This window comes from Eggerthella guodeyinii (genome assembly GCF_009834925.2).
GTDB lineage: Bacteria > Actinomycetota > Coriobacteriia > Coriobacteriales > Eggerthellaceae > Eggerthella > Eggerthella guodeyinii.
In genome coordinates this window covers 1980489-2006172 of sequence record NZ_CP063310.1, presented here as the reverse complement: position 1 = coordinate 2006172, position 25684 = coordinate 1980489, and the positions used below count along the sequence as shown (strand labels likewise).

Annotated in this window: 20 protein-coding genes and 1 riboswitch; of the genes, 3 read left to right on the top strand and 17 right to left on the bottom strand. The window is 69.7% G+C overall.

Going from position 1 to position 25684, the window contains the following annotated elements; translation table 11 throughout:
- Positions 1-2 precede the first annotated feature (2 nt).
- The 4 genes from GS424_RS08275 to GS424_RS08260 all read right to left on the bottom strand — a co-directional run bounded on the left by GS424_RS08275 (position 3) and on the right by GS424_RS08260 (position 3108).
- On the bottom strand, positions 3-524 hold the full coding sequence (locus GS424_RS08275) for a nitroreductase family protein (protein WP_160941594.1): 522 nt from the start codon (positions 522-524) through the stop codon (positions 3-5).
- A 21-nt stretch (positions 525-545) separates the two neighbouring features.
- The gene (locus GS424_RS08270) at positions 546-731 is read right to left on the bottom strand and encodes a hypothetical protein (protein WP_160941595.1); all 186 of its coding nucleotides are present in this window, start codon (positions 729-731) and stop codon (positions 546-548) included.
- A gap of 18 nt (positions 732-749) precedes the next feature.
- Positions 750-2555, bottom strand: a complete 1806-nt coding sequence (gene lepA / locus GS424_RS08265; protein WP_160941596.1) for a translation elongation factor 4 — start codon at positions 2553-2555, stop codon at positions 750-752.
- 100 nt (positions 2556-2655) lie between these two features.
- Positions 2656-3108 carry a hypothetical protein gene (locus GS424_RS08260; RefSeq protein WP_160941597.1) on the bottom strand — a complete coding sequence of 151 codons (453 nt, stop codon included), beginning with the start codon at positions 3106-3108 and terminating at the stop codon, positions 2656-2658.
- 376 nt (positions 3109-3484) lie between these two features.
- On the opposite strand from GS424_RS08260, the gene rpsT reads away from it, so the two are divergent.
- On the top strand, positions 3485-3988 hold the full coding sequence (gene rpsT, locus GS424_RS08255) for a 30S ribosomal protein S20 (RefSeq protein ID WP_160941598.1): 504 nt from the start codon (positions 3485-3487) through the stop codon (positions 3986-3988).
- A gap of 110 nt (positions 3989-4098) precedes the next feature.
- Here rpsT and GS424_RS08250 read toward each other — a convergent pair whose 3' ends face one another.
- The 8 genes from GS424_RS08250 to GS424_RS08215 form a co-directional block, all read right to left on the bottom strand.
- Positions 4099-9636, bottom strand: coding sequence for a hypothetical protein (locus tag GS424_RS08250; RefSeq protein WP_160941599.1), 5538 nt, complete (start codon positions 9634-9636; stop codon positions 4099-4101).
- Complete coding sequence (locus tag GS424_RS08245; protein ID WP_160941600.1) at positions 9633-10325, bottom strand: hypothetical protein; 693 nt, start codon at positions 10323-10325, stop codon at positions 9633-9635. Before GS424_RS08245 ends, GS424_RS08250 begins: the two co-directional genes overlap by 4 nt.
- A 68-nt stretch (positions 10326-10393) precedes the next feature.
- The gene (locus GS424_RS08240; RefSeq protein ID WP_160941601.1) at positions 10394-10957 is read right to left on the bottom strand and encodes a hypothetical protein; all 564 of its coding nucleotides are present in this window, start codon (positions 10955-10957) and stop codon (positions 10394-10396) included.
- Positions 10958-10992: 35 nt separating this feature from the next.
- Complete coding sequence (locus GS424_RS08235; RefSeq protein WP_160941602.1) at positions 10993-12540, bottom strand: carboxypeptidase-like regulatory domain-containing protein; 1548 nt, start codon at positions 12538-12540, stop codon at positions 10993-10995.
- Positions 12541-12625: 85 nt separating this feature from the next.
- The gene (locus tag GS424_RS08230; protein ID WP_160941603.1) at positions 12626-13204 is read right to left on the bottom strand and encodes a hypothetical protein; all 579 of its coding nucleotides are present in this window, start codon (positions 13202-13204) and stop codon (positions 12626-12628) included.
- 161 nt (positions 13205-13365) lie between these two features.
- Complete coding sequence (locus GS424_RS08225; protein ID WP_160941604.1) at positions 13366-13977, bottom strand: signal peptidase I; 612 nt, start codon at positions 13975-13977, stop codon at positions 13366-13368.
- A 113-nt stretch (positions 13978-14090) separates the two neighbouring features.
- Positions 14091-14183, bottom strand: a riboswitch (cyclic di-GMP riboswitch).
- Between the two features lie 237 nt (positions 14184-14420).
- A complete protein-coding gene (locus GS424_RS08220) occupies positions 14421-15269 on the bottom strand; it encodes a tyrosine-type recombinase/integrase (RefSeq protein ID WP_218958894.1) in 849 nt (282 codons plus the stop codon).
- Positions 15270-15368: 99 nt separating this feature from the next.
- Entirely contained in the window at positions 15369-17663 is a 2295-nt protein-coding gene (locus GS424_RS08215; protein WP_160941605.1) for an FAD-binding protein, read from the bottom strand.
- 214 nt (positions 17664-17877) lie between these two features.
- Between GS424_RS08215 and GS424_RS08210 the strand changes: the two genes are divergently transcribed.
- Positions 17878-18141, top strand: coding sequence for a hypothetical protein (locus tag GS424_RS08210; protein WP_160941606.1), 264 nt, complete (start codon positions 17878-17880; stop codon positions 18139-18141).
- 102 nt (positions 18142-18243) lie between these two features.
- Positions 18244-19374 carry a helix-turn-helix transcriptional regulator gene (locus tag GS424_RS08205; RefSeq protein ID WP_160941607.1) on the top strand — a complete coding sequence of 377 codons (1131 nt, stop codon included), beginning with the start codon at positions 18244-18246 and terminating at the stop codon, positions 19372-19374.
- Between the two features lie 11 nt (positions 19375-19385).
- Here the strand turns inward: GS424_RS08205 and holA are convergent, their stop codons facing one another.
- The 5 genes from holA to GS424_RS08180 form a co-directional block, all read right to left on the bottom strand.
- Positions 19386-20363 carry a DNA polymerase III subunit delta gene (gene holA / locus GS424_RS08200; RefSeq protein ID WP_160941608.1) on the bottom strand — a complete coding sequence of 326 codons (978 nt, stop codon included), beginning with the start codon at positions 20361-20363 and terminating at the stop codon, positions 19386-19388.
- 10 nt (positions 20364-20373) lie between these two features.
- Positions 20374-22731 carry a DNA internalization-related competence protein ComEC/Rec2 gene (locus GS424_RS08195; RefSeq protein WP_160941609.1) on the bottom strand — a complete coding sequence of 786 codons (2358 nt, stop codon included), beginning with the start codon at positions 22729-22731 and terminating at the stop codon, positions 20374-20376.
- Positions 22719-23396, bottom strand: coding sequence for a ComEA family DNA-binding protein (locus tag GS424_RS08190; RefSeq protein WP_160941610.1), 678 nt, complete (start codon positions 23394-23396; stop codon positions 22719-22721). The genes GS424_RS08195 and GS424_RS08190 overlap by 13 nt, the downstream gene beginning before the upstream one ends.
- A 704-nt stretch (positions 23397-24100) precedes the next feature.
- Entirely contained in the window at positions 24101-25318 is a 1218-nt protein-coding gene (gene thiI / locus GS424_RS08185) for a tRNA uracil 4-sulfurtransferase ThiI (protein ID WP_160941611.1), read from the bottom strand.
- A gap of 99 nt (positions 25319-25417) precedes the next feature.
- Positions 25418-25678 carry a DNA-directed RNA polymerase subunit omega gene (locus GS424_RS08180; RefSeq protein WP_101722567.1) on the bottom strand — a complete coding sequence of 87 codons (261 nt, stop codon included), beginning with the start codon at positions 25676-25678 and terminating at the stop codon, positions 25418-25420.
- Positions 25679-25684 lie beyond the last annotated feature (6 nt).

The window sequence follows — 25684 nt, the reverse complement described above, 5'->3', positions numbered from 1 at the left end:
CCCTACCCGACCCAGACGACGTCGCTCGTGCGCTCGTGGGAGCGCCCCGCGGCGGCCGCGTAGCCCAGCGCGCAGACGCCGTGCACGACGCTGTCGGCGGGAACGCCCAGCTCGTCGAGCTCGGCGCGCACGGCGGGCTCGTCGCAGACGTCCTGCAGCTGGTTGATCCACACGCTGCCGATGCCCAGCGAGTGCGCGGCCAGCATCATGTTCTCCATCGCGCAGCCGTCGTCCTCGCGGCCGAACGGCGCGTCCTTCGCGTGCGCGACGATCACGATGCTCCGGGGCGCGTACATATCGTACGCTTTGCGGCCGAGCGTCAAGCGCACGGTCTCGGCCAGCCGGGCGATGCGGGCGCGGTCGTCCACGACGACGAACGTCTGCTCCTGGCGGTTGTTCGCCGACGGGGCCCACTGGCCGCAGGCCACGATGGCCTCGAGGTCCTCGCGCGCGATCGGCTCGTCCGAGAAGGCGCGAATGGAGCGGCGGGACAGGATGGCGTCGATGACGGCGTTGGTTTTCATGGAAGCTCCTTTCCCCGGCGCCTATGCGGCCAGGATGTCGATCATGTTGACGGCGGCGAACAGGAGCAGCACGACGATGCCCACGATCGCCAGCAGGCAACCGCAGCCCAGCGCGGCCTTCGCACCGCCGCCCATGCCTCCTTGGCGGCTCGCCTTCTTGTCGTCGAACGGGTCGTCCAACCAGTCGTAGTCGTCTTTACGTGCCATGCTCCAACCTATCCTATGCTAGTCGTCCACCTTCAGGATGGCCATGAACGCTTCCTGCGGGACCTCGACGTTGCCGATGTTCTTCATGCGCTTCTTACCGGCCTTCTGCTTCTCCAGCAGCTTGCGCTTGCGGCTGATGTCGCCGCCGTAGCACTTCGCCAGCACGTCCTTGCGCTTCGCCTTCACCGTCTCGCGGGCCAGCACGCGCCCGCCGATGGCGGCCTGGATGGGCACCTCGAACATCTGGCGCGGGATGATGCTGCGCAGCTTCTCCGTGAGGACGCGGCCGCGATCGTATGCCTTGTCCTTGTGGATGATGAACGACAGCGCGTCCACCGGCTTGCCCGACAGCAGGATGTCCAGCTTCACCAGCTTCGAGGGCTTGTAGTCGTCGAAGTCGTAGTCGAGCGAGGCGTAGCCCTTCGTGTTGGACTTAAGCTTATCGAAATAGTCCATGATGAGCTCCGACAACGGGATCTCCCACAGCATCTCCACCGTCGTCGGCGACAGGTAGTTCATGGTGACGAACGTGCCGCGGCGCGCCGTGGTCAGCTCCATGACCGCGCCCACGTAGTCGGGCGGGATGAGGATCTTCGCCTTGAGGAAGGGTTCCTCGATGCGCTCGATCTCGCCGGGATCGGGCATCTCCTGGGGCGAGTGCAGCGAGATCATCTCGCCGCCCTGGCGGTACACGTGGTACTCCACGCTGGGCGCCGTGGCCAGCAGGTCGAGGCCGAACTCGCGCTCGAGGCGCTCCTTGATGACCTCCATGTGCAGCAGGCCGAGGAAGCCCACGCGGAAGCCGAAGCCCAGCGCGTGCGACTTCTCCGGCTCCCAAGCCAGCGCCGGATCGTTGAGCGACAGCTTCTCGAGCGCCTCCTTGAGCGGCTCGTACTGGTCGCCCTCGATGGGGAACAGGCCCGTGAACACCATGGGCTTGGCCTCGCGGTAGCCCGGAAGCGGCTGCGACACGCCGCCCTTGACGGCGGTGATGGTGTCGCCCACCTTCACCTGGCGCACGTCTTTCAAGCCCGTGACCAGGTAGCCCACCTCTCCCACCGACAGCGTCGGCAGCGGGATCTCGGCCGGGCGGCGGGCGCCCACCTCCTCCACGAGCACCTCGGTGCCCGTGGCCATCATGAGCACGCGATCGCCCTTCTTCATGGAGCCGTCCACCACGCGCACGAGCGCCACCACGCCGCGGTACGGGTCGAAGTACGAGTCGAAGATGAGCGCGCGCAGGGGCGCGTCCGCGTCGCCCTCGGGGGCGGGGATGTTGTAGACCACGGCCTCCAGCAGGTCGTGCACGCCGACGCCCGTCTTGCCCGAGGCGAGCACGGCGTCGTCGGCGGGGATGGCGAGGCCCTCCTCGATCTCCTCGCGCACGCGATCGGGCTCGGCCGCGGGAAGGTCGATCTTGTTGATGAGCGGGACGATCTCGAGGTTCGCGTTCATGGCCATCATGGCGTTCGCCACGGTCTGCGCCTCGACGCCCTGGGTGGCGTCCACCACGAGCACGGCGCCCTCGCACGCGGCCAGCGAGCGGCTCACCTCGTAGGTGAAGTCCACGTGGCCCGGCGTGTCGATGAGGTTGAACTGGTAGGTCTGGCCGTCGTCGGCCGTGTAGTCCACACGCACCGCCTGGCTTTTGATGGTGATGCCGCGCTCGCGCTCGATGTCCATGCTGTCGAGCAGCTGCGCCTGCATGTCGCGGCTGGCCACGGTGCCCGTGAGCTCGAGGATGCGGTCGGACAGCGTCGACTTGCCATGATCGATGTGCGCGATGATGGAGAAGTTGCGGATGAAGTTCGGATCGGTGGTCATAGCCTGTCTTTCACGTCGTGCGCGCTCGCTGACGTGCGGGCGCTTCGGGGAAACGGAGCCTATTCTACCTCATTCGCGCACGGCGCAGGGGGTTTTCGCACTACAGTTCCACGACGGCGATCGCGTCGCTCGCCGAATCGACCCGCACGAGCTGCGCCCGGGCCGCGTCGCCGTCGTCCACGCAGAGCGCCCAAAGGCCGTCGTCGAGCTCGAGCACGGCCTCTCCCCCGCTCAAGGAGGCCGTCCTCACCTGGACGGGCACGAACCGCGCGCCGTCCTCGGACGTGAACAGGGGCTCGGCCACCACGACGGCCGCGGCGTCGGGGGCCTTGACGCGCACCTGGGTCCCGCTCTGCGCGGTCCCCGCGGGATCCTCCACGCGCTCGTAGGAGGGCTTCTCCTCGGAATGGCACGTCGCGCAGGCCTCGTTCGCGTCGATCACCTGGTGCTGGGACGCGCCGGAGCATCCGGCGAGCGCCGTTGCGGCGGCGAGGGACAGCGCGAGGGCCGGGGCGAGGGCGCGGATCGGCGAGCTGAGGGCGGCACGGGGCATGGCAGGCTCCTTTTCCCAGGTTGATGGAGAATCGCGCACGATTTTCCATTTGTGCGTGAAAAAGCGGTCAACGTTTGCTATTCTATCGCATTGTGTATCCGGCACGTACGTTCGCGCGATGGTTTCATCGCCGATCTGCAGACGTGGCTGCGCTTAGAGAATCGTAGTGTCGGTGACCGATTGGTCCGCGAAACAGAGAAATCCCGCCTGTTTCACCATGCATCGAAGGCTGCCCGCCTGCGCGGGCGCGCCATGCCCCTCGGGGCCCGCATGCGAGGCTGTCGTCACCGTGCCGCCGTATCTCGAACCGCAGAGCGCTTGCGCCGCCGGAAACGCACGGTATTCGATAGGTTTTCATATTGGAGGAACATCACCTATGGCGAACATCAAAAGCCAGAAGAAGCGCATCATCACCAACGAGAAGTCCCGCATGCGCAACCGCGCGGTCAAGAGCGAGCTCAAGACCGCGACCCGTCGCGTGAAGGACGCCGTCGCCGCCGGCAACGGTGCCGAGGCCTACGCCGCCGCGTGCGCCGCGTGCCGCCTCATGGACAAGGCCGCCTCGAAGGGCGTCATCCACAAGAACCAGGCCGCGAACCGCAAGAGCGGCATCATGGTCCTGGCCAACACGGTTGCCACCGACGCCGACCGCGCCGCGTACGTGGCGCCGGCCAAGAAGGAGCAGAAGACCGGCTCCAAGAAGGCCGAGCGCAAGGCTGCGCGCGTCGCCGAGATGGAAGCCGCTTCCAAGGAGAAGGCCAAGCGCCGCGAGAAGCAGCTCAAGGAAGAGGCCGCCGCTCAGAAGCGCAAGGCCAAGGAAGCCGAAGAGGCCGCCAAGGCCGAGGCTGCCGAAGGCGCCGAGGAAGCTGCCGCCGAATAACAACGATTGCGCATACGGCACTCGCCCCGCGATCCGTCCGCATATCAAGAGCGAGAAGGCCCCGGAAATCCGGGGCCTTCTCGCGTTCCGGGGCGCGCCGAAGCGGGCGGCTAGAGCTTCGCGACGACGACGTTGTAGGGAACCTCTCGGTCCCCCAGCTTGAAAAGCAGCCGGTAGGTGCCCGGTTCGAGCGGGGCGGGCGCGACGACGGAGATCGTCTGCGTGCCGGAAGATTCCGCGACGAGGGGGTCGTTGCCGGACGCGGTCCAGCCTTGAACGTTCTGGTAGCCCGCATCCGTCTTCCGCTGGGCGGACACGTCGATCCGCACCGGCTCCGCCGCAGCGCCCCGCACGGCGTAGGCGACGGAGAAGGAAAGCGCCCCTCCTGCCTCGACGATGCGGCTTTCCTCCGAATCCTGGGATACGGAGAGCGCGTACGAGGGGGCCTCCTCGACCGCGAAGCCGACCGCCGCCGTCAACGGGGCCGCATCCCCCGCGCTCGCCCCGGTGGGGAACACCTGGACGTCCAGCGCGTACGAACCCGCCGCCAAGCCGACGGCGAACGGGGCGTCCATCTCGATGGTCCATGCATCGCCGCCGCTCAAGGGGATGTACGCTTTGCCGCCGCTGGGATAGCTCGTTTCGCCGTCCAGGGAGAACGCCGTCCCTTCGGGGAAGCCCGCGCCGTCGGCCAGCGAGAGCACCGCGGTCGCTCCGCCGGAGAACCGCGTGTCGCTGCCTCGCGAAAGCGACAGCTCGAACGCGTGCGCGCCCTGCGACGACCCGCCGCCGACGCCGACGGAGGCTTTGGCGGCCGCGTTGTTCACGGTGAAGCCCGCGCCGACGCTGTCGGCGGTCCCCTCGTTGCGCAGCCGCAGGCTGTACTCCCCCAAGGCCAGCTTGGAGCTCGAGGAGCCGAAATCCACGATCACGGAGACGGAGCCGGCGACGTTGCCCGAAAGATGCCCTCCGCCGCTCATCGCGACGAAATCGCCGAGCTTGACGCGGCCGCCTTCCTCCGCGCCCGTCGCCTCGTAGCGGTAGAACCCCTCCCCGCTCGACAGCGTGAGCTCCGTGCCCTTGGGCAGGGCGACGGTGGAACCGCCGGCCTCGTCCCGCAGCTCCACCCACGACTGCGCCGCCGAAAGGGGGCTCGACAGCGAGAACGCGGCCGTCAGCGCGCTGTCCTGGGTGATGGCCAGCGCGCCTTCGGACGGCGTCAGCGCGTTGTGCTGCCGCCCCGCCCCCGCCTCGACCGACGCCACGGCGGACTGCTCCCAATGGATGCGGAGAACGACGGATACCGTCGAGCCTCCGGAGCTCGCGTCTTCGAGGGCAAGCGTCACGGTGTCCGCCTGGTCTTTCGGCGGGAACCCGGGAGCGTTCGTCAGGACGATGTCGATGGGGGCATCGTGGCGGCTGTCCGTGGTGCCGATCCGCACCGGGCTGCCAGCCGCGAAGGACCCCAGATCGCACGGGGCGTCCATGAGCCCCGACGATTGCCAGCCCTGGCTCTGCTTCGCTTGCAGGGAGAGCGAGAACCGGTTGTCGGAAAGCGACGAGCCTCCCGACACGAGCGAGGAGCCGTCGCTCGACGAGACGCCGACGAGCGTCAGCTGCCGGCTGGTCCCTGCGGGGATGTAGAGCTTGCCGGCGTAGCTGCCGCCTTGCGTGGCGTACAGGTCCATCTCCAGCGAGGAGAGGTTGGCGGCCCTCGTGACGATCTGGACGCTCGCCGTCGTGGTCTCCCGCACGGCGCCGCCGTGCGAGCGCTGGAGCACCACCGTGACCGTCCCCGGATCCTGGCTCGCGACGATGCCCTCGTTGTAGTAGGTCAGGTAGAACTCGATCTGGGGAACGGCGTCGCCGGACACCGTGCCGTCGATCGAGGACACGGTCGCGGAGGTTGTCACGACCGCGCCGGACGAACCCGGCGCGAACCCGGTTCCGGGCTTCATGAACAGGCCGAACGTAGTCAAAGGGCTGTCGGCGATGGCCGCCTTCTGCGCATCGGCGCCCGTCGGGTCGCCGCCCGACGCCTGCCACTCGGCAGCGCCGCCCTGCCCGGTTTTCGCGGCTCCCGCCAAAACCAGCCGGGCGTTCGACGTCTCGACGCTTTTCACGGCGTACGTGGAGCCGTCCTCCGCAGGGGGCAGCTCGATGACGCCTTTCGCCACCGCGTACCCGTCTTCGCCGTAGCCCGCGTCGCCCGATTCCAGCGTGCGGGCGGTCAGCACCGTCTGGCGCGTCACGTTGGCCTCGCCCCCGCCGCTCACCTTCCAGTACCGGTAGGAGGACTGCTCCGTGAACGCCATCTCCTTGCCGTCGCCGTCCACGAACCCGCCGTCCGACTCGCCGCCGGGCGCAATGCGGGCGTAGGCGTAGCCTTCCGCCGACTCGCCCGCCAGCAAGCGCGCGAAGCCCTTCACCGGACCGTACTGCTCGCCGTCGGCCGAGGAGCAGGAAACGCGCAGCAGCGTGCCGTTGTTCAGCAGAAGCGCGTTCGAAGCGGCTTCCGCAGCGGAGGTTGCGGTCGCCTCCTTGCCGTCGGCGTCCAGGCTGCGCAGCGCGGCCAGCTCGATGGCGGGCGCGTCCAGCACCAGCGTGCTGCCGCTCTGGAGCACCAGCCCTCCTCCCAGGCTCCCCAAGCCGTCGACCTCCCCATGGTCGCCGATGCGGTTGAGGGAGTACAAGGCCGTCTGGTCGGCGTTGGCCGCGTCCGACTGGCCGGAAAGCCGCACGTGCGCGTCGAGGAGCAGCACCCGGTCGGCGCGCTGGACGGCGGTCAGGGTGCGGGTCGCACCTGCGGCCGCGCCGCCGTCGCCCGCAACGGGCTCGCCATAGTTCGCGAGGGTGACCAGGCGCGTCTGGCCCGCATCGCAGGAGGCTCCGCTGCCGAACACGCCGCCCTCGACGGTCATGGAAGGAGCGCCGGACGCGCCGGAGCCGGTGTCGTAGCCGCCCCCGTCGACGTACACGTGCGAGGTGCCTATCACGGTGACGGCATCGTAGTCGCTCCCGTCGCCGCCGAAGTCGCCGCCCGCGTACACCGAGCCGCCGACGGTCAAGGACGACGCCGAGAGCGCGGGCTTCGCCTCGGCGCCCGCGCCGGCGTAATAGGAGCACGCGTCCAGCGCGCCCGTGCCGACGTGCAGGTGGGTGGAGCCGTTGACCGTGCCCCGATAGCCGCCGCCGAACACGTTGCCGCCCACCGTGCCGCCCACCAGGTTGACCACGATGAGGTCCGGAGCGGCTTCCCCTTCCGCGACGACGGCGCCGTCGTCGCTCAGCTCGCTGCCGCCGTACAGGTTGCCGCGCACCCAGCCGTCCGTCATGTTCACGGTGGAGCCGCCCGCAACCAGCACGCTGCCGGAAACGCCGTAGGCGCCGCCGTAGACCGAGCCGTTGACGGTTCCGCCATCGACGTCCACGCGCGTGGCGCCCCCGACCGCGCCTTGGAGGCTGCCGCCGTAGACGTTGCCCTGCACGGTGCCGCCCGATACGGCGACCGAGGCGGAACCGTCCACGCTGGCCGTCCGGCCGCCGCCGTAGACGTTGCCCTGCACGGTGCCTCCGGTCACCTCCACGCGGACTCGAGAGCCCTCCGTGACGCGCGCGCACCGCCCGTAGCCGTCGAGCTCGATCCCCTTGCCGCCGCCGTAGACGCTGCCGGTCACCGTGCCCCCGCTCACCCGGACGACCGCCTCGCCGTCCAAGTAGGCGTTGCTCTTGGTTCCCTCGTCAGGCGAGTCTCCCGAGCTGGAGACGTATCCCTGGCCGCTGGCGTACACGTCGCCGACCGTGCCGCCGTCCTCGACGGCGATCTCCACCGTTCCGGTCAAGCTGCCGAAGTCCACCGGATCGGTCCCCGCGGGAAAGCCTCCCCACATGTTTGTATCGTTCTTGATTCCCAAGCTGGAGGTGTCGTCCCATCCCTTGCCCGCCGCGAAGAGGCTGTCGACGCGGCCCTTGCCGGACACGGAGACGGACACGCGCGAAGCGTCGACCCCGTCGCTGATCACGTAGGCTGCGGAGCCGGCTCCGTACAGGTTCTCCACCTTCCCGCCGGTCACGTCGATGTCGAGATCCCCTCGATAGGTCGGAACGCTTTGGTTCCTGCCGGATCCCGCGCCGTAGAGGTTCTTCACCTGACCGCCGTCGACGTTGATCTTCGTCTTTCCGGTAAATGGGGAGGGGTTCGCACTGAAGCCCTGGTTCCCCCCGATTAACGTGCCGACGTACCCGCCTTCGACGTTGACGGTCACGTCGGCGTTCGAGACCGCGCCGCTGGCGCTCCCGGCGACGATCGCGTCCACGCTCGCCGTCCCCCCTACCGTCACGGTGGAGGACCGGCCGCCGCAATCAAGCGCGGGCGTGCTTCTCAGGTAGCCGACGATGCGCAGGATGCGGCCGCTCAGCGCCGTGACGCTCGCGGACGGCGACGAGCCGCCCAAAGCGTTTTGGCCGTAGCCGTACAGGTACAATCCCTTCGTCGTCACTCCTTCGCCGATGACGAGGTCGTGCCCGTTGCCGTAGACGTGGTCGATCCGCACCGTTTCGATGTTCTCCAGGCGGAAACCCGCACCCAAGTACAGAGGGTGGTCGCTGACGCCCGCCGCTTCTTTTTCAGGAGCCTGGAGAACGGCATCGCCGTCTGCGCCCGCCAGGGTGAAGGGCACCGCGGGCAGGTTCCTCTCGTCGGACGAGCGGGTGTACGTCCCTTGGACGAGGATGCGGTTGCCCTCCGTCGTCCCGCCGTCGGCGGCCGACGTCAGCAGCGCCGCCGCTCCGGCGAGCGTCGCCTTCGGCTCGTCGACCGTTCCGGGGTTCCCATCGGAGCCATCCAACTGGTTCACGTAGACGACCGTCGCGCCCTCGGCGGCGGCCAGGGCCGCGCCGGGCGCGTCGCCCTCCGAGGCGAGAGCCGCCCCTTCGTCCTGCAGCGCTTCGGGCTGCGCTTCCGCCTCCCGCCCCGCTTCGCCCGTCTCGACCGGCTCGGCCGCCTCCGCGTCCTCCGCGCCGCCCGCCCGCTCGTAGCCCGCAGTAAGCGCGGCTTCCAGGAAGGACCCGTTCTCGCTCGAGCAGGTCACCTCGCCAGCCTGGCCCGGGTAGAAGAGCGTTTCGGGATGCGCGATGTCCTGCTGCACGATGCGGTCGACCGCGTAGCCGTCGTCCGCCGAGCGCACGACCTCCCCCGATTCGAACAGGTTGCGAACGGCGGAGAAGCGCGGAGCCGTTTCCGAGCCGTTTCCGGAGAAGGCGCCGTCGCCTATGCCGACGACGCTGCCCGGCAGGGTCAGCTCGCCCTCCAACCCGCCCAAGCCGTAGAAGAGGCAGGAGCCGATGTAGGATACGCCCTCTTCGACGACCAGCGCGCGCACCTCCGACGCGTAGCCCGCGAACGGGGCGGCGTCGGCCGTGAAATCGTCGGTGTCGCCCGTGCCGGACAGGGTCAGGACGCCGTCGGACAGCACGGCGGTCACGCTGGGGCCCACCCGGAGCTCCACCTCATCGGCGCCCGTCGCGTACGCGGCGACGAGCCCGCCGTTGTACTGGCCCAGCAGCAGGCAGAGCGCCGTCAGCACGGCGAGGGCGCGCCGGGGGAAGGAGGGGGTGGCCGCATCGATGGTCCGAGCCGCAGGTCTCATAGCTGCTCCTTCAAGTCGATCCCGTCGGCGAAAGGCGTGCTTTGGCACGACAGGCTCTTCGCCGCGTCCGATTTCAGCAGCACGAGCGAGTAGGCGCCCGAACCGGACGCCTGGAACCGCCATCCGCCGCCGTCCGGCGTCACCCGGTCGTCGGTAGCGTCGGGCACCACGCCTGCGGGCAGCGTCAGGGAGACCGGGGCCCCGCTGTCGGTGCAGGTGAGGGTGAGCACGGCTGCGGCGTTGCCCGCGGCGTCCTCGACTTCGTAGCGGTTCCCCTGGGCCTTCTCGAACGTGGCGACGAGCTTCTCGGCGTAAGGGGACGTGGATCCCACTTCGATCGTGAACGAGCTCGCCGTCGGCGCGACGGCGAGCGTCGCGGTGCTCGCGACGCCGCCTTGCAAGGTGCCGCCCGCGGAATCCGCCACGTCCGCGCCCGTCGCGGCGACACGGTACGTTATATCCGCCGCGGCGAACCTCTGCGAGTCCGCGAAGTTGCGCAGCTCGATGGAGAAGCCGTCGGTTTGCGGATCGACGTAGTAGAAGGCGCCCTCGCCTTCCTCCCTCAGGTAATCGCTGGAGAAATGGAACGATTCGGCCGTCGCGACGCCCGCTTCCCGCTGCTGCAGCGCATAGCGCGCGACGGCGACGCCGGCGACCGCCAACAAGACGGCGATCGCTGCCATCGCCACAGCCGACGGCAGCCGCCTCCTGCCGGATGCGTGCCTGCGCGGACGAGCCATGGGCTTCTTCCCGCCCGTCATGAGGCCTCCCCCGCCATGGTCTGATGCGCGTCCACGCGCAGGACGACCAGATCGATCTCGTCGGCAAGGCTTTCATCGGCCCGCTCGGACGGCCAGGTAACCGTGAGCACGTAGGCGTGGGAGACCGAGCCGTAGGGGAGCAGGCCGCCGGTCCAGACGAGATCCGCGCCCGCGCCGTCAGCGCCGAGCTGCACGAGGCTCCCCTCGCCGGAAACGGGTTCCCCGGCCGCAAGCCCGTAGGACAGCGGCAGGTTCCCGGTGGTCTCGACGGAGACCGAGTACTCCTGCGCCACCTCGCTCGCCGCGCCGTCCCCGAAGCCGGCGACGGAGAACGCCACCGTGCGCGCATCGCCCGGCTTCATCCCCTTCAACCGCTCCGTCACGTCCAGCTTGCCCGAGCCGCCGGCCAAATCGAGCGCCACCGCGGCGACCGACGCCGCGCCGGCGCCCTGCACCTCTTGCACGTAGCGCGCGTACGAGACGCCGAGGATCGCGAGGCACGCGACGCCGAGGATCAGCGCGTAGCGGGCCACGCGCCCGAAACTCGGATGCCCCTCCATTCGGCGCGCCTCCTTTCCCTGTTCTGCGCGGCTGCTCATGCCTGCTCCGCGCGGATCGTCATGGACAGCAGGTAGGCGAGGCTCTCGCCGCTTCCCGCCGCCGTGTCCAGCGTGTCGTTGCCCTCGACCGGCCACGTCCAGTCCAACCGGTAGCCCGCAACGGCCTTCCCGGCGACGGCGGTTTCCAGAACCAGGCTGCCGTTCGACAACGTTCCCGAGACGGCCCGCCCCGTCTGTCGGCCGTCGGCGTCCACGGGGGTCAGCGTGAGCGCGAGGGGCAGGCAGACGTCCTCCTCGCTCAGCACGACCCTCACGCTCAACGCGGACGAAAGCGTGTTCTGCAGCTGGAAGCGATAGTACCCGGAAGACCCGGGCGCGATCTTCTCCCGTGCGCCCGCGCTGCGGTTGTAGAACAGGTCGATCGCGCCTCCCTGCGTCCAAGGGGCGAGCGCGCCGTCGCGGTCCCGCCCCCGCACGGAGAGGGAGCCGTCGGGGAGAGGGTCGTCGTCATCGCCGCCGGCCGGAGGGTCGTGCCGCTCGTCGGACGACGCGTCGCCGCCGGCCGGGGGACCGTCGCTTCCTGGAGAAGCGCTGCCGCCGCCGTTCGACGAAGGGGCATCGCTCGAAGGCGCGCCGCCGGACGGCAGCGGGATCGGCGAGGGGGAGGCGCTCTCCGAGGAGCCGCCTCCGATAGGCGTCACGGCATTGCCGCCCGAAAGGACGACGCCGCCCTCGCCGCAGCCGTGCTCCGCGCCGTCAGGCGTGAGAATCCGCCCTCCCGGCCGTATCGTGACGCCGTCCGGGAAGACCACCGTCCCGTCCGCCTCGACGACGTAGCCGCTCCCCTCCATCCCCCCGTCGAGGTAGACCACCGTGTCGTCCGACAAGATCGCCGCCGCGGCGCGCCCGTCGCTTCGGGGGATGACGATGACGCCGTCGGGCAGGCAGACGTGTCCCTTCGGCGTGACGATCGCCCCGTCGCCGACGAAGGCCGAGCCCGCGGGCGTGACGACCCGCCCGTCGGCGGTGGCGTAGGAACAGCCGGTCGACAGGACGTTGAGCACGTCCTCCCCCAGCCGAACCGTGACCTCCAACATCCTGACGTCCAGGGCGACGACGATGGCGCAGCCTCCGTCGCGCTTCCCCGCTATCGACACCCCCTGCTCGCCCTCGCTCCGGGAGATCGCAACGGCCTGCTCCGCCGCCACGGATCCGTCGGCGGCGAAGACCGTCAGGCGATGGTCGCCGAAAGGCACACCGGGGAGCAGGAACGCGCCCCGATCGTCGGTCGTCGCCGCGATCGGGTCGCTGTGCAGCTCGAGGTCCAACCCGGCTGCCGGGGAGCCGCCATCGTCCACCACCTGGCCGGCAAGGTGCACCGTCGTCCGGGCGGCCGCCTGCTGCGGGTCGAGCAGGACGGTGTCGGCGGCCTGGCCCAGAGGGCCGGTTGCGCTGCGGCCCACCAAGAAGCCCGCCATGCCGGTGGTGGCCAGCGCCAGCGCCAGCAGCAGGCCCGTGAGGACGCGGCGGCCCCTTCCGGAAGCCCCGTCGTTCCGCAAGGGGGCGTCGTTCGTGCGTTCCATATGGCCCCCTCCTTCCGGGAAGCTGGTTCTGCCGGCGGTCGGCGAGCCCCGCCCCGTGCGAAAGACGGCGGGACGGACGGTTCTATCAGGCGGCAGCCGCGTCGGTCTTCTGCGTGCCGGTGACGGTGACGGCGAAGGTTCCCGCCTTGGGGTCTTTGCCGGCGGCCGTGTCCTCGGCGTCGGCGCCCTCGGCCCATGCCCAGTAGACGGTCTCGGTGACCGACGTGCCCACATCGGCCAAGGCGATCGTGCCGTTCAAACCCTTATAGGTTCCCAGGTCGTCGATCGCGTTCTTCCTATCGCTATCCGAGTAGAACTTCAAGCCGTCGGGCATGTCGGTCAGCTTCGAGAACGCGATGGTGTAATCGACCGCCACTTCGCTTCCGTTTGCGTCGAGCTCGATGGCGAAGCTGCCCTTCGCGCCCGGAGCGATTCTGCCTTTGGCAACGCCCGTCTGAGTCTCATCGACCAGGCTGACGTCGAACTTATCCGTTGCCCCGTTCGCTGTGAAGCTCCATTTCGCGACCGTCGCGCTGCCGGTGCCGGTCACCTCGGTGGAGTACTTCGCCAGCGTGCCGCCCAGCAGGCAGGCGCTCACGAGGGCCAGCGCCAGGGCCAGCACGCCGACGCGCGCCACGTTCGATTTCCTCTTCGTCGCATTCATTGCATATCCTCGCCTTCTCTGTCGCGGGAACCGCGTTGGAGGTTCCGCCCCAGGCACGGCTCCCGTGCACCTGCGGCGCTTCTATCCCGAACGCCCCGAGGAACGTTCGGCCCTGCACGGCCCCTTGCGCGCATCCGCGGAAGGACGGCCGAAGATGCCGATCAGGGTTCGCCCTGCACCCGTCTGAGGGCCGCCAGCTCCGCTTCCAGCTGCGCGGTGCGGGCTTTCTCGGCCTTGTCCAGCCGACGTTGCCGCCAGATATCCCACGCGAAGAACAGCGCCAGCGGGCAGACGATGAACAGGACCATGCCCGGCGCGGTCTGCATGAACAGGATGGCGTTGCCCAGGCCTGCCACGCGCGCGCCGTTCCACACGCCCTGCACCTGGTCCGCCGACACCGCCAGGCGATCCTCGGCGTTGTTGGCGTCGCCTTGCGTGACGTAGCGCGGCTGCCCGTCCTCCCCCTCCGTCACGCTCGCGATGCGGTGGGTGACGGCCTTGCCCGAGGAGAGGTAGCACACCACGTCGCCCTCGCGCAACGCGGCCGGGTCGCAGCTTTCCACGAAGATCAGATCCCCCGTCTGGATCGCGGGCTCCATCGAGCCGGACAGCACCGCGACGGGCTTGATGCCGAACACGCCGGGCAGCTCGTCGGGATCGGCGAAGCTGCCCGCGATCAGGATCGCGTTGATCAGGATCACGGGGACGAACACGATGCAGAGCACGGCCCCCACCACGCCCGACGCGGCAACCCTGCCTCTTCCTCGACTCATGCGGACCCTCCTCCTGCAAGCTCCTCGCAGATCCCAACCGCCCGGAGAGGACCCGATCGAACGAAACGACCCGACACGACAAAACCAGCCCCGGGTGCAAAGCTGGCTTCGATTCGTGCAACTGGCTGGCTTTCCCCTTGCTCCGAAGGGGGCGGGCCCCTATAGCTTTGCGACGCTGCCTTCCGGCAGGTGTGCAATATGGGCGTTTGCCACATAATGAGCATTATGTGATAAACGCTGTTTTTAATGCTACCCGGGGTTCATTATGCACCCGAGCATGGGCTTTTGCAAGGTAGATTGCGCAAACGGCCCGTATCGCGACACGATCGAAGTGCGCGGGTCGCGCAGCGCGATCCCGATGGGGATGCGAAAGGCTCGCGCACGCGCCGACTCCCGCCGGGAGAGATAGCATCACATAATGCTCATTACGTGATGACCTCCCCTTACAACAGCAGGTTCAAGCGCATCAGGGAGCGGCGGCACTCCGCGTCGGTGGTCGATGTGTAGATGCGCGTGGTCTCGATGCTCGCATGGCCCAGGATGTCGGCCAGCCGAACCATGTCCCTTTCGAGCCGATAATAGGTGAGCGCGAAGAGATGCCGCAGGTTGTGGGGAAAGCACTTTCCCGCGTCGACGCCGGCAAAGGCGCACAGCGCTTTCATCTCCGCCCAGACGTTGCAGCGGTTCATCGGGTTCCCGTTCCTGGTCACGAAAACCGGGCCCGAAGCGATGCCCTTCCGACGGCAATACCTCAGCAACGCCTTGCAGAGCTTCTCAGGCAGGAAAACCGTCCTCTCCCTGCCCTTGTTCGCCACGCGCGCCGCACCCGCGCGGAGGGCCTCCACCGTGATGAAGCGATGCTCGCTCACCCGGATGCCCGTGCTGCAGATCGTCTGAAGCAGCAGGTCGAGACGATCTTTCTTCTTGGCCCGAGCGGCGCGCACAAGCCTTTCGTACTCGCCTTGCGTGAGCTCCCTGCGGCGGTCTCGAAACGTGAGCCGTTGCACTTTGACGAGTTTGACCCGCAGATCCTCCCTGCGGCAGAATCGGAAGAACCGGTTCAGCGCCACCAGCATGCTGTTCATGCTCGTGGATTTGTATTTTCCCGACAGCATCCTCTTGTAGTCGACGATCATGCCCTTCGAGAACGCCGTCTCTCCGGGATAGTAGGCGAACAGGGCCCGAACGTCCCTTACGTACTTCTCGATCGTGCTCGCCGAGCGCTCCTCGCCAACAAGGTACAGCCTGAACCGGTCCAACTGCTTCTCGTCTAAAGTAGATGCCCCCATCATGATCCTCCTCGGAAAACGGCGCGGTGTCGAGCGGGTCGCTCATCGCTACTTATACCACGCACCCCGCCTGCGGGCGGGGTGCGTGGCGAGGGAGGGCGCCTACTTCCCGAGGTACTCCTTGATGGAGCCGACCGCCATCATGCCGGTGGTCAGGGCGTAGCCGCAGGTTGCCCCCACGTAGTCGGTGTAGGGGTAGGAGAAGTACCCGCCGCTGTCCTGGCCGGCGACGAACAGGCCCCGCGGCGACGGGGCGTTCGCCTCGTCGAGCGCCTGCATGCGCTCGTTCACCTTGATGCCGTTGTACGTGCCGTCGATGGGCGACACGACGCGCACCGCGTAGAAGGGGCCCTCCTCGAGCGGATGCAGGAGCTCCGCCCGCTTCCCGAACAGGGCGTCCTCACCCGAGGCCACCACGGCTTGGTAGTCGGCCAGAGAGCGCGCGTACGTGTCGGCGTCGAACCCGGCCAGCTCGCCCAGCTCTTCCAGCGTGTCGGCCTTCCATGCCTGGCCGTGGGCCAGCGCCGCGTCCATCTCGGCCTGCAAGGTGTGGTACGACGGCACGAGGATGCGCTCGCGCATCTTGTACTCGGCGATGATGTCCTCGCCGAGGATCTCGTGCACGCCGCTGGTCAGCAGCTTGTCGAAATCGGCCTGCGTGAACACGATGTAGCTCGACCCCACGCGGCGCATGCCCGACGCGCCGCGCGCGAGGGCGTGCGTGATGCAGAACGACTCGTCCATGTACCGGTTGCCCGAGGGATCGAGCATGAGGAAGCCGGTCTGGTTCAGGAACTTCATGTACCCCGCGTAGAAATCGAGGACGTCGTTGCTGCAGAACTCGGCGAGGTGGGGCGACACGTCGGACGAGAGCGTCGCCCCTTCCTTGCGGCACATCGAGATGCCGTCGCCCGTGTTCGACGCGACGCCGTTGAGGTAGAAGTCGGACGATCCCAGGATGTCCCGCTGCATGGCGGCGTTGCCGCCGAACCCGCCCGTGCACACGAGCACCGTCTTCGCCTTCACGCTCACCGCGGTCCCGTCCTGCCGGGTGGCCGTCACGCCGGCCACCGCGCCGTCCTCCACGACGAGCGCGTCGGCGCGCGTGCTCATCAGCAACGTCGCACCGCCCGGGATGATGAAGGTGTCCCACAGCACCTGGAACTTCTCGCGGCCCTTGCCGTAGTCGTGCGCGATGCTCGTGCCCTCGGTGGCCTTCGGCGCGGAGAACCCCTTCTGCCCCGTCTGCTCCCAATGGTCTTGCAGCCAGTCGATCATCTCGCCGGAATGGGACAGCACGTTGTAGGTGAGGCTCGCGTCGGTGCGCCAATAGTAGTAGTCCATCATGTTCGAGAACACCTCGTCGACGGTCACGTGGTTGCCGACCGACTCGTCGAGCCTGCTTCCCACGGCCAGCGCGCCCGTCGCGCACGACCCCTCGCCCGAGATGCGGGCCGTCTTCTCGAGCACCACGACGGAGAGGCCCTCTTCGACGGCTTTGAGGGCGGCCGTCGTGCCCGCCGTGCCGGCGCCGACGATGCACAGATCGGCTTCGTAGGCCTCCGCGCCGTCGACGTGCGGCGTCGCCTTCGCGAAGCACGCCGTGTTGGCCCCCGCCTGCTCGAGCGCCTTGGCGCACGCCGCCGTGATGGCCGACGCCGTCAGCGTGGCGCCGGTGACCGTGTCCACGAACAGCGACTGCTGCTCGACGATGTCCTTCGGGGTGCGCTCCACGGCCGGCTCGAAGAACCCGGGCGTGTCCGAGCACGACAGCACCTCCACCGACAGGATGCTCGACGCGTCGACGGACACCTGGACGCGCACCGGCTCGATGTCCGCCGGGCACCCGAAGCGCTCGCCCTCGATGCTCCCCTTCTTCCACTTCCCGTACGCCTCGCCCTCGTACGTCCCCGGCGTCATGCTCTGCGAAAGCGCCGAGGCGTCGAACGGCGGCAGGTCCTTGGGCGACGCGCCCGCCTGCTTGACCGCATCCGACACGGCGTTGAGCACCGCTTGCGATGACAGCGTCGCGCCGGACACGGTGTCCACCTCGACGCTCTGCGATTCCACGATGGCGCGCGGCAGCACGGTGAGCGGCACGTAGCTGATGTCCTCGGTTTCGGAATGCCCGGTCACCTCGACGGCCTCGATGCGGTCGGCGGCGAACGTCACCTCCACGGTGACGTCGCCGTGCTTGCCCGCGGCCGATGCCGTATACGTTCCGGGATCGAACGACGCGGAGCCGCGCGCCGACGCCTGCTCCGGCGCGCACCCCGACAGCGCGGCCATGCCGCTCGCGCCCAGCAGGCCCAAGCCCGTGACGCCGACGACCCCCTGCAAAAAGCTCCTCCTGCTCAACGGGCTTCCCGTGCCCTCGTGCGCGATCGATTCCTCCATGATTGCTCCTCCTTGCCGAAACGGTTTCCCTACGCGCCGCATCATGGGGGATCGGCGGCGCGCGGGCCTCCCCTGCGATTGACGGATCGCCGCGAACCCCTCATCACTAACTGATGAATTCCCTTGCGGGCGGGGGTTTCGAAACCGTCGTCGACGTCGCCCGAGCGCGATCTGCGCTATAGTGGTACGCATCGAAGGAGGGGGCGTACCACCGATGCACGACATTCGCGAAACACCCGCCGAGGGCGGCGGGCGCCGGCCGGCGAGCCCGCACGGCCCGATGGCGGCCGTCGTCGTCGGCATGGCCTGCTTCTGGCAGCTCTTCAGGTACACGAACCTGAAGAGCATGCTGCCCCTCGACGCAGGGGCCTTCGCAGCGGGCCACCTCGAAGCCGCATCCCCCGTCACCGCGTTCTACGCCGTCATGCTGGCGCTCTCGCTCGTCGCGCTCGCAAGCGGGCGGCTGCTCGACGCGTGATCGCGGCCGCGGGCGGCGCTCATCGTCTGCGCTTCGTCCTCGCTGCTCTCCTCGGCCCTGATCCTGCTGAAAGGGGCCGGGTTCTCCCCTTCCGGTGCGTATATGCTGCTGGGAGGGATCGCCCTTCTGGCGGTCGCCCTGTCGTTCGTCGTGCTCGCCTCCGCGTGGGCGCGCGCGTGCGCCTCGCTGGCCGGCCCCGACCCGAAGCGCCTCGTGTTCGTCCTGTGCGCGTCCTCGCTCGTCAGCTTCGTCGTGTCCCTCGGGTTCTCCATCGGCGAGCCCAGCTTCGAGCTGCTCGTCGCCATCGCCCCGCTCTGCTCCGCCGCCTGCCTCGCGCTCTCCGTCGGAGGGGCGCCCCGCGCCGAGCCGGCGGGAAGCGCCTTCGACGAGCTGCCGCGGCACCTGCTGCCGGTGCTGATCGCGCTGCTGCTGATCATCGTGTGCGTCAAGGGGCTGGGCGACGTGCTCTACTCGACCGGCGCGGACTCCGCCTTGTACCTCAAGCACTTCATCACGGTGAGCGAGCTCGTCGCCATCATGTCGGTGTGCCTGTTCGCCTCGGGCATGAGCAGGTTCGCGCTCCTCGGCTGGGTCGTGCTCGTGGGCGGCGTGGTTTCCGGCCTCGGGCTGCTGTTCTTCTTCTCCAACTCGTCCTCCGCCTTCCAGTTCGGCCTGGGGACCATCGCCGCGGCGAAGACGTGCCTGGAGCTCTTCGTGTTCGCGCTGGTGGCATGCTTGGACGGCAAGCGGGCGCCGCGCTCGATCGTCGTGCTGCTGCTGGTTCCCGAAGGCGTCTCGTACATGCTGGGATGCGGGCTTCTGCCCCTGGCGGCGGCAGCGAGCGGCTCGTCGGCCTTCGAGTGGTTCGCGGTCCTGTCCCTGGGCGCGGGCATCGCCATCGCCGTGTCGGCGTTCCTGGTCATGAGCTCGCTGGCGCTCAAGGGGCTGGGCGACGACGGCCGGGGGCGCGAGGGGGCCGAGGAGGGCGCGAGCGCCGCGGACGCGAACGACGAGGCGCTGTTCGACGGTATCGCGGAGGAGTTCGGGCTGACGAAGCGCGAGCGGGAGACGGCGTACCTCTTCTTCAAGGGATACAGCACCAAGCGCATCGCGGAGCTGCACTTCGTCTCGCTCAACACGACGCAGAGCCACCTGCGCAGCACCTATCGCAAGATGGGGATACACAGCAGGCAGGACCTCATCGACCTGGTGGCGCGCACGTCGGGGGACTAGCGCCCGGCGCCCTACCCCCGCGCGGTGACGCGCAGCACCCAGTCGAGGAAGGCGCTTCGGGGGTCGGTGCCGCTCTTCATGGCGCGCTCCGTGTCGCGGGACGCGACGATGGCGCGGCGCAGCTCGGCGGCGGTGAAGCCGCGGGCCCAGTTCACGTGGTTCTTCACGCGCCAGTCGGGCGCCTTGAGGGCGGCCGCCACGCCGCGGGGGTTGCCGCGATCGGCCATCGAGCGCGCGCAGACGAGCTCGCGCAGGCGCGTGGTGCACATGGCGAGCAGCGCGTGGGGCGACACCGAGTCCATGCGGCCCAGGTACAGCAGGCACTTGCGCACGTCGCGCGCCGCGAAGGCGTCGACGAACTCCCAGGGCTTCACCTCGGCGGTGCGGCTGACCATCTCGACGATCTCGTGCTCGTTCACCGCGTCGGTGCCGCGATGCGCGAGCGCGATCTTCTTGATCTCGCTGTCGAGGTGCACCGTGTCCTCGCCCACGAGGTCCACGAGCTTGGCGGCCGCGCCTTCGGTGAGCGTGACGCCGTGGCCCACGGCCATCGAACGCACCGTCTTGGGCAGCTCGTAGCGCTTGAGCGGCGCGCAGTCGATGACGGCCGTCTTGCCGCAGGCGGCCACCGCCTTGTACAGGCGCGTGTTCTTCGCCAGCTTCTCGGCGACGAGCGCCAGCACGGTGGTCTCGTTCGGGGACCCCAGGTAGCCCACGAGCTCCTCGGCGTCGGCCTTCTTCAGCTTGTCGGCCGCCCGCACCTCCACGAGGCGCACGGGGCTCGCGAACGGCACGGTGTTGCAGGCCGTGACGATGTCGCCGCCGAGCGCGGTCTCGCCGTTGAACTCGTCGGCGTTGAACGACAGGTCGCCCATCGCGGACAGGCGCGCGCGGAGGCGCTTCATGACGGTATCGCGCTTGAGCGCATCCTCGCCCACGATGAGGTAGACGGGCAGCAGCGGCGCTTCTTGTTTTTTCTGGGTAGCCATGCCGTCCATTCTAGCGCAGCGTCCGGACGTCGATCCGGTCGTCGGCCAATTTGCATGAAACATCCCCCTGCTCGTCGGTGCGGTAGATGTGCGCGCCCGCCGCGTCGAGGCGCGCGAGGGTTTCGTCGGTCGGGTGGCCGTAGCGGTTGTTCGCGCCTGCGCTGACCAGCGCGATGCGCGGCGCGAGGACGGCCGCCTCCTCGTCGTCGAGGGCGTTCTTCGACCCATGGTGCCCCACCTTGTAGACGTCGACGGCCCCCACGAGCCCCGCGTCGATGAGCGCGCGCAGCTGCTCGTGCTCGGCGTCCCCGGTGAACAGCGCGCGCCAGTCGGGCACGCCGTCGTCGTCGAGGTCGGCGTCGGCGACGAGGCACACGCTGTCGGCGTTACCGCCCTCGTCGACGAACCGTTCGGGCCATACCACCCGAAGGTCGAACGCGCCCACCTCGAGCACGTCGCCCTGCCGCAGGCCGGCCACGCCCCCCTCGCCCGCGAGCGCGCGGGCGTCGGCGACCAGCCCTTCGCACGCCGCGCAGCCGCAGGCGAGCGCATCCTGCGCCACGAGCACGCGCCGCACGTCCACGATGCCCGCGAGCGAGGCGAGCGCGCCCATGTGGTCGTCGTCGCCGTGGGTGATCACCACCGCGTCGAGGCGGTACACGCCATGGCGGGCCAGCGCCTCGCGCAGCAGGCGCTCCTGGTTGCCCGTGTCGATGAGCACGGCCGCCCCGCGGCTGCGCACGACGAACGCGTCGCCCTGGCCCACGTCGAGCATGACGATCTCGTCGCCCGCGAGGCGCGGCGCCACGGCGACGGCGGCCGCCAGGGCGCTGGCCGTCGCCGCGACGACGGCCAGCGCGAGGCGGCGGCTCGGACGCGGCCAGGCGAGCCACAGCCCCGCCGCGCACGCCGCCGACGTCGCGAGCGCGGCGGCCAGCGGCACGGCCGCGGGAACGCTGGCGCAGGGAACGCTCGCGAGCGCCCGCACGACGGCGGTGAGCGCGGCGGCGGCGACCGACGCGAGCCCGATCAGCACCGGGGCCGCCGCGGGAACGGCGACGCCGCCCAGCACCGCCACGAGGCCGCCCGCGCACACGAGAGGGAACAGCGGGGCGGCCGCCACGTTGGCGAGCGGCGCCACGAGGGGCAGCTGCGAGAACAGCGACGCGGCGAGCGGCGTGGCCGCGAGGCTTGAGGCGGCCGTGAGCGCGAGCGCCTCCCGCGCGAGGCGCGGCGCGCGCGGGAGGCAGCGCGCGATCCACGCCTGGCAGAGCCCGGCGAACAGCACGATGCCGAGCGTCGAGAGCGCCGACAGCGCGAACGACACCGACAGCGCCGTGCGCGGGCCCAGGGCGATGCAGCCGATCATGCACACGGCGAGCGCGCTAAGCGCCGCCGGCCGGCGGCGCGCCGTGAACGCGAACATGCCGGCGAAGGCCATGACGGCCGCGCGCACGGCCGAGGGAGGGGCCGCCGCCAGCACGAGGAAGCACAGCAGGAGCGCCGCCTGCACCGCGATCCCCGCGCGTCGGGGGACGCGCAGCACGCGCAACAGCGCCGCCGCGCACCCGGCGACGATGGACAGGTGCGCGCCCGACACCGCCACGAGGTGCGCGAGCCCGCTCGCCTGGTACGCGGCGTACGCGTCCCCTTCGTCGAGCGCGCCGCGCCACCCGCACACGAGCGCCGCCAGCACGGCGCCGCCGTCGCCGCGCCCCTCCTCGGCGAGCAGGTCGATCGCCCGGTTCCGCAGCCCTGCGAGCGCGCCGAGCGCATCGGCCCGCTCGCAGGGCTGCGCCTGGCGCACGGTTCCCTCGAGCACCGCTCCTTGCCGCCAGCAGTACGACGCCGACGCGCCCGCGGGCGCGGAGAACGCGACGTCGGCTTCGAACACGTCGCCGTAGCGCGGCGCCTCCGCGTCCGCGTCGAAGCGCAGCCGCACGAGCGTCGCGCCGATGCCGGGCACATCGACGTTCGCGAAGCACGTCGCGCCGTAGAGGCCCGCCGAGCCGTCCGCCGCGGCCTCGAACCGCCATCGGCCCGAAACGCCGTCCCCCTGCAGCTGCGCCTCGTGCTGCACCGCCGCGCATCCGCCCGCGCAGGCGACGCCGAGCGCCGCGCCCAGCAGCGTCGCCCAGGCAAGCGGCGCCGGCAACCGCCACAGCGCGAGCGCGCATGCGACGCTCGCGAGCGCGCCCGCCGCCCCTGCGGCGACGCACGCGGGCGCGTCCCAGGATTCGGACGCGGCCAGCACCGCCGCGCACGACGCCCACAGCGCGAGCGCGCAACCCAGGACGGGGGGAAGGGCCGGGCGCGGGGGAAACGCGGCCGCCCCTTCCCCCGCGGCGCGCCGGCTCACCCCACGCATACGAGATCGGCCAGGTCGGCGAACTTCTTGTCCCCGATGCCCGAGACGCGCTTGAGGTCCTCCACCGTGCGGAAGGGCCCGTTCGCCTCGCGGTCGGCCACGATCTTCTCGGCCGTCGACGGGCCCACACCCGGCAGCGCGTCGAGCTCGGCGGCCGTCGCCCTGTTGAGGTTCACCTTGCCGCCGGCCGAGGACGCGCCGGTCGCGCCGCCTCCCCCGTCCGGCGCCGCGCCTGCGGCGGCGTCCGCCTCCTCCAGCGACGGCACGACGATCTGCTCGCCGTCCACGAGCACGCGCGCCAGGTTGAGCTCGTCGCGCGCCGCCCCCTCGGCGAACCCGCCGGCCGCGTCCACCGCGTCCTGCACGCGCGCGCCCTCCTCCAGCTCGCGCACGCCCGGCTCGGCCACGGCGCCGCCCACGTGCACGACGATCGTCGACGCGGGCTCGGATGCGCCCTCCCCCGCGCCGGCGTCGCCGTCGACCGCCAGCACGCCCTCGTCGCGCGACAGCGAGAACCCGTCCGCCGTCCCCGCCTTGACCAGCGCGGTGCCCGCCGCGATCAGCACGATCGCCGCGAGCGCCGTCACGCCCACGAGCACCGGGAGGCGCACGCCGCTCAGGTGCGCCTTCGCCCGCCACGATTCCGCCTGTTCCACGAACCCCATGCCGCCTCCCGCGCCGCCGCCGTCTCCTCCCTTCCATGATAGCGACCCGGTCTTACGCGCCGATGGCGCAGATCCAGCGAAACGCGCCGGGTTTTCGCACGCGCTTCCCACGCGCGTCCAACGCCGATCCCACGCGCCTCCGACGCCGATCCAACGCGGTTTCCACGTCCCGCACCGGCGGATCCCACGCGGATACCACGCGGATACCACGCGGATACCACGCGAAAGGATCGCCCCGGTCGGGCTCCCTGCGCGTCTCAAGGCATAAGAACAGATGTTTCACGTGAAACATCGCATCCCGCCATGTGGAATCCCACCGCGCAAACAAGGTGGAGGGAGAGAGGAAGAGGACTTCCTCGATCGCGTTGCGAAGATGCGCGACGGGACGTCAGCGCACGTCCGAGCGCCGCTTCCCAGAAGCTGCACGCCGAACGGCCGTCGATGGGCGCTGATCGTCATTGCGAACAGATGTTTCACGTGAAACATTCCGCGCCGGCGGCGCGGCGGGTCTTGCGCCGGCCGCGCGGCGCGTGTTGGCAAGCGCGAGATGATGCTCGCGAGATGCAGGGTGCGGAAACACGGCGCGCGAGGCGCGGGAGCACGAGATCGCGGGGCGCAGGAGCTCAGGAGCTCTCCGGGCGCAACGCAAGCGGCGCCCCGGGAGATCCCGGGGCGCCGCTTGCGAGCCTCTGCGATCCGCGCGCTTAAGAGGCGCGCTTCTTCTTCGGCTTGTAGGCGGGGCACGCGTAGTCGCGCACCTCGGCCGCATCGGCGATCTCGCCCACCCATCGCTCGATGGGCAGCGGCGCCTCGGCCTCGAGCACTACCGAAAGCTTGGCGTGCGTCTCGGGGCTGCGCGGCATGAACAGCGTGCAGCAGTCGGGCGCGTCCTGCGACGAGATCTCGAAGGTGCCCAGACGCTCGGCCTCCGCGATGATCTCCAGCTTGTCGGTGCCGATCAGCGGGCGGAAGACGGGCATGTCCACCGCCGCGTCGGTGCAGCGGATGTTGTCGAGCGTCTGCGAGGCCACCTGTCCCAGGCTCTCGCCGGTCACGAGCGCGCCGGCGCGCTCGCGGCGTCCCAGCTCCTCGGCCACCTTGAACATGAGGCGGCGGTACATGATGACGCGCAGCTCGGGCGGCACGGTCAGCGCGATCTCGCGCTGGTAGTCGCCGAACGGCACCGTGTACACGCGCGCGATGCAGCCCGTGCGTTCCAGCACCTGCGCGATGTCGTCCACGAGGTACTCGCTGGCGTCGGATGTTTGCGGGCGCCCCGAGAAGTGCACGCCGATGCACACCGCGCCGCGGCGCGCGAGCTTCCAGGTGGCCACCGGCGAGTCGATGCCCGACGACAGCAGGCTCATCACCAGCCCCGAGCTGCCCACCGGCAGGCCGCCCACGCCCGGCAGCGAGCGCGCGTACGCGTACGCCGCGTTCTGCACCACTTCCACGCCCACGGTCAGGTCGGGCTTCTTCATCTTCACGGCCTTATCGGGGTACGCCGCGCACAGCGCCGAGCCGATGATCTGGTTCATGTCCATCGAACCCGTGGCGAAATCGGTGTGGTTGCGCCGCGCCGCCACCTTGAACGTGTCGAACGGGCCCGCCTCGGCCATGGCGGCGAGCGCCGCCTCCGTCATGACGTCGAGGTCGCGCTCGCACTTGAACCCGCACGACACGCGCGCCACGCCCGGCACCTTGCCGATGACGTCGGCCGCCTCCTTCGCCGTCTCCCAATCGGTGCCCTCGCGCAGGAACACGCACAGGCGCCCCGCGATGCGGTGGATCGTGACCACAGGAAACGGCTTCAACAGCGCCTCGAGGTTCTTGAGCAGCCTCATCTCGAACGTGGAGCGGTTGTGGCCCTTGAGCCCGATCTCATGGTAATGGACCAGGCAGATGCGTTGGAATTCAGTCATGGACGGACCTTGTCTTTCCGGATGCGGACACAGCAAAGCCGCGCCGGGGTTCCCGGCGCGGCTGAATGACGCGATTCAGGCCGATCGGCGAGCGAGGGCCTAGTGGTAGTTGACGTCGATGGAGTTCGGATCGTACGACACCTCGCCGCGGGCGACCTCGTTGAAGGCGAGCGACAGCGGCTTCTTGTCGGCCGCGCGGGCGATCTCGACCGCCGTCTGCAGCTGGATGGCGCGGTCGCGCTGGCCGCGCATCATGTCGTTGATGTCGTGCGCGCGCTTCGAAGCGAGAGCGCACAGCAGGAAACGATCGTTGTCGGTCTCGTTCAGCAGGACGTCGATCTTCGGTTCGATAATGCTCATATGCGT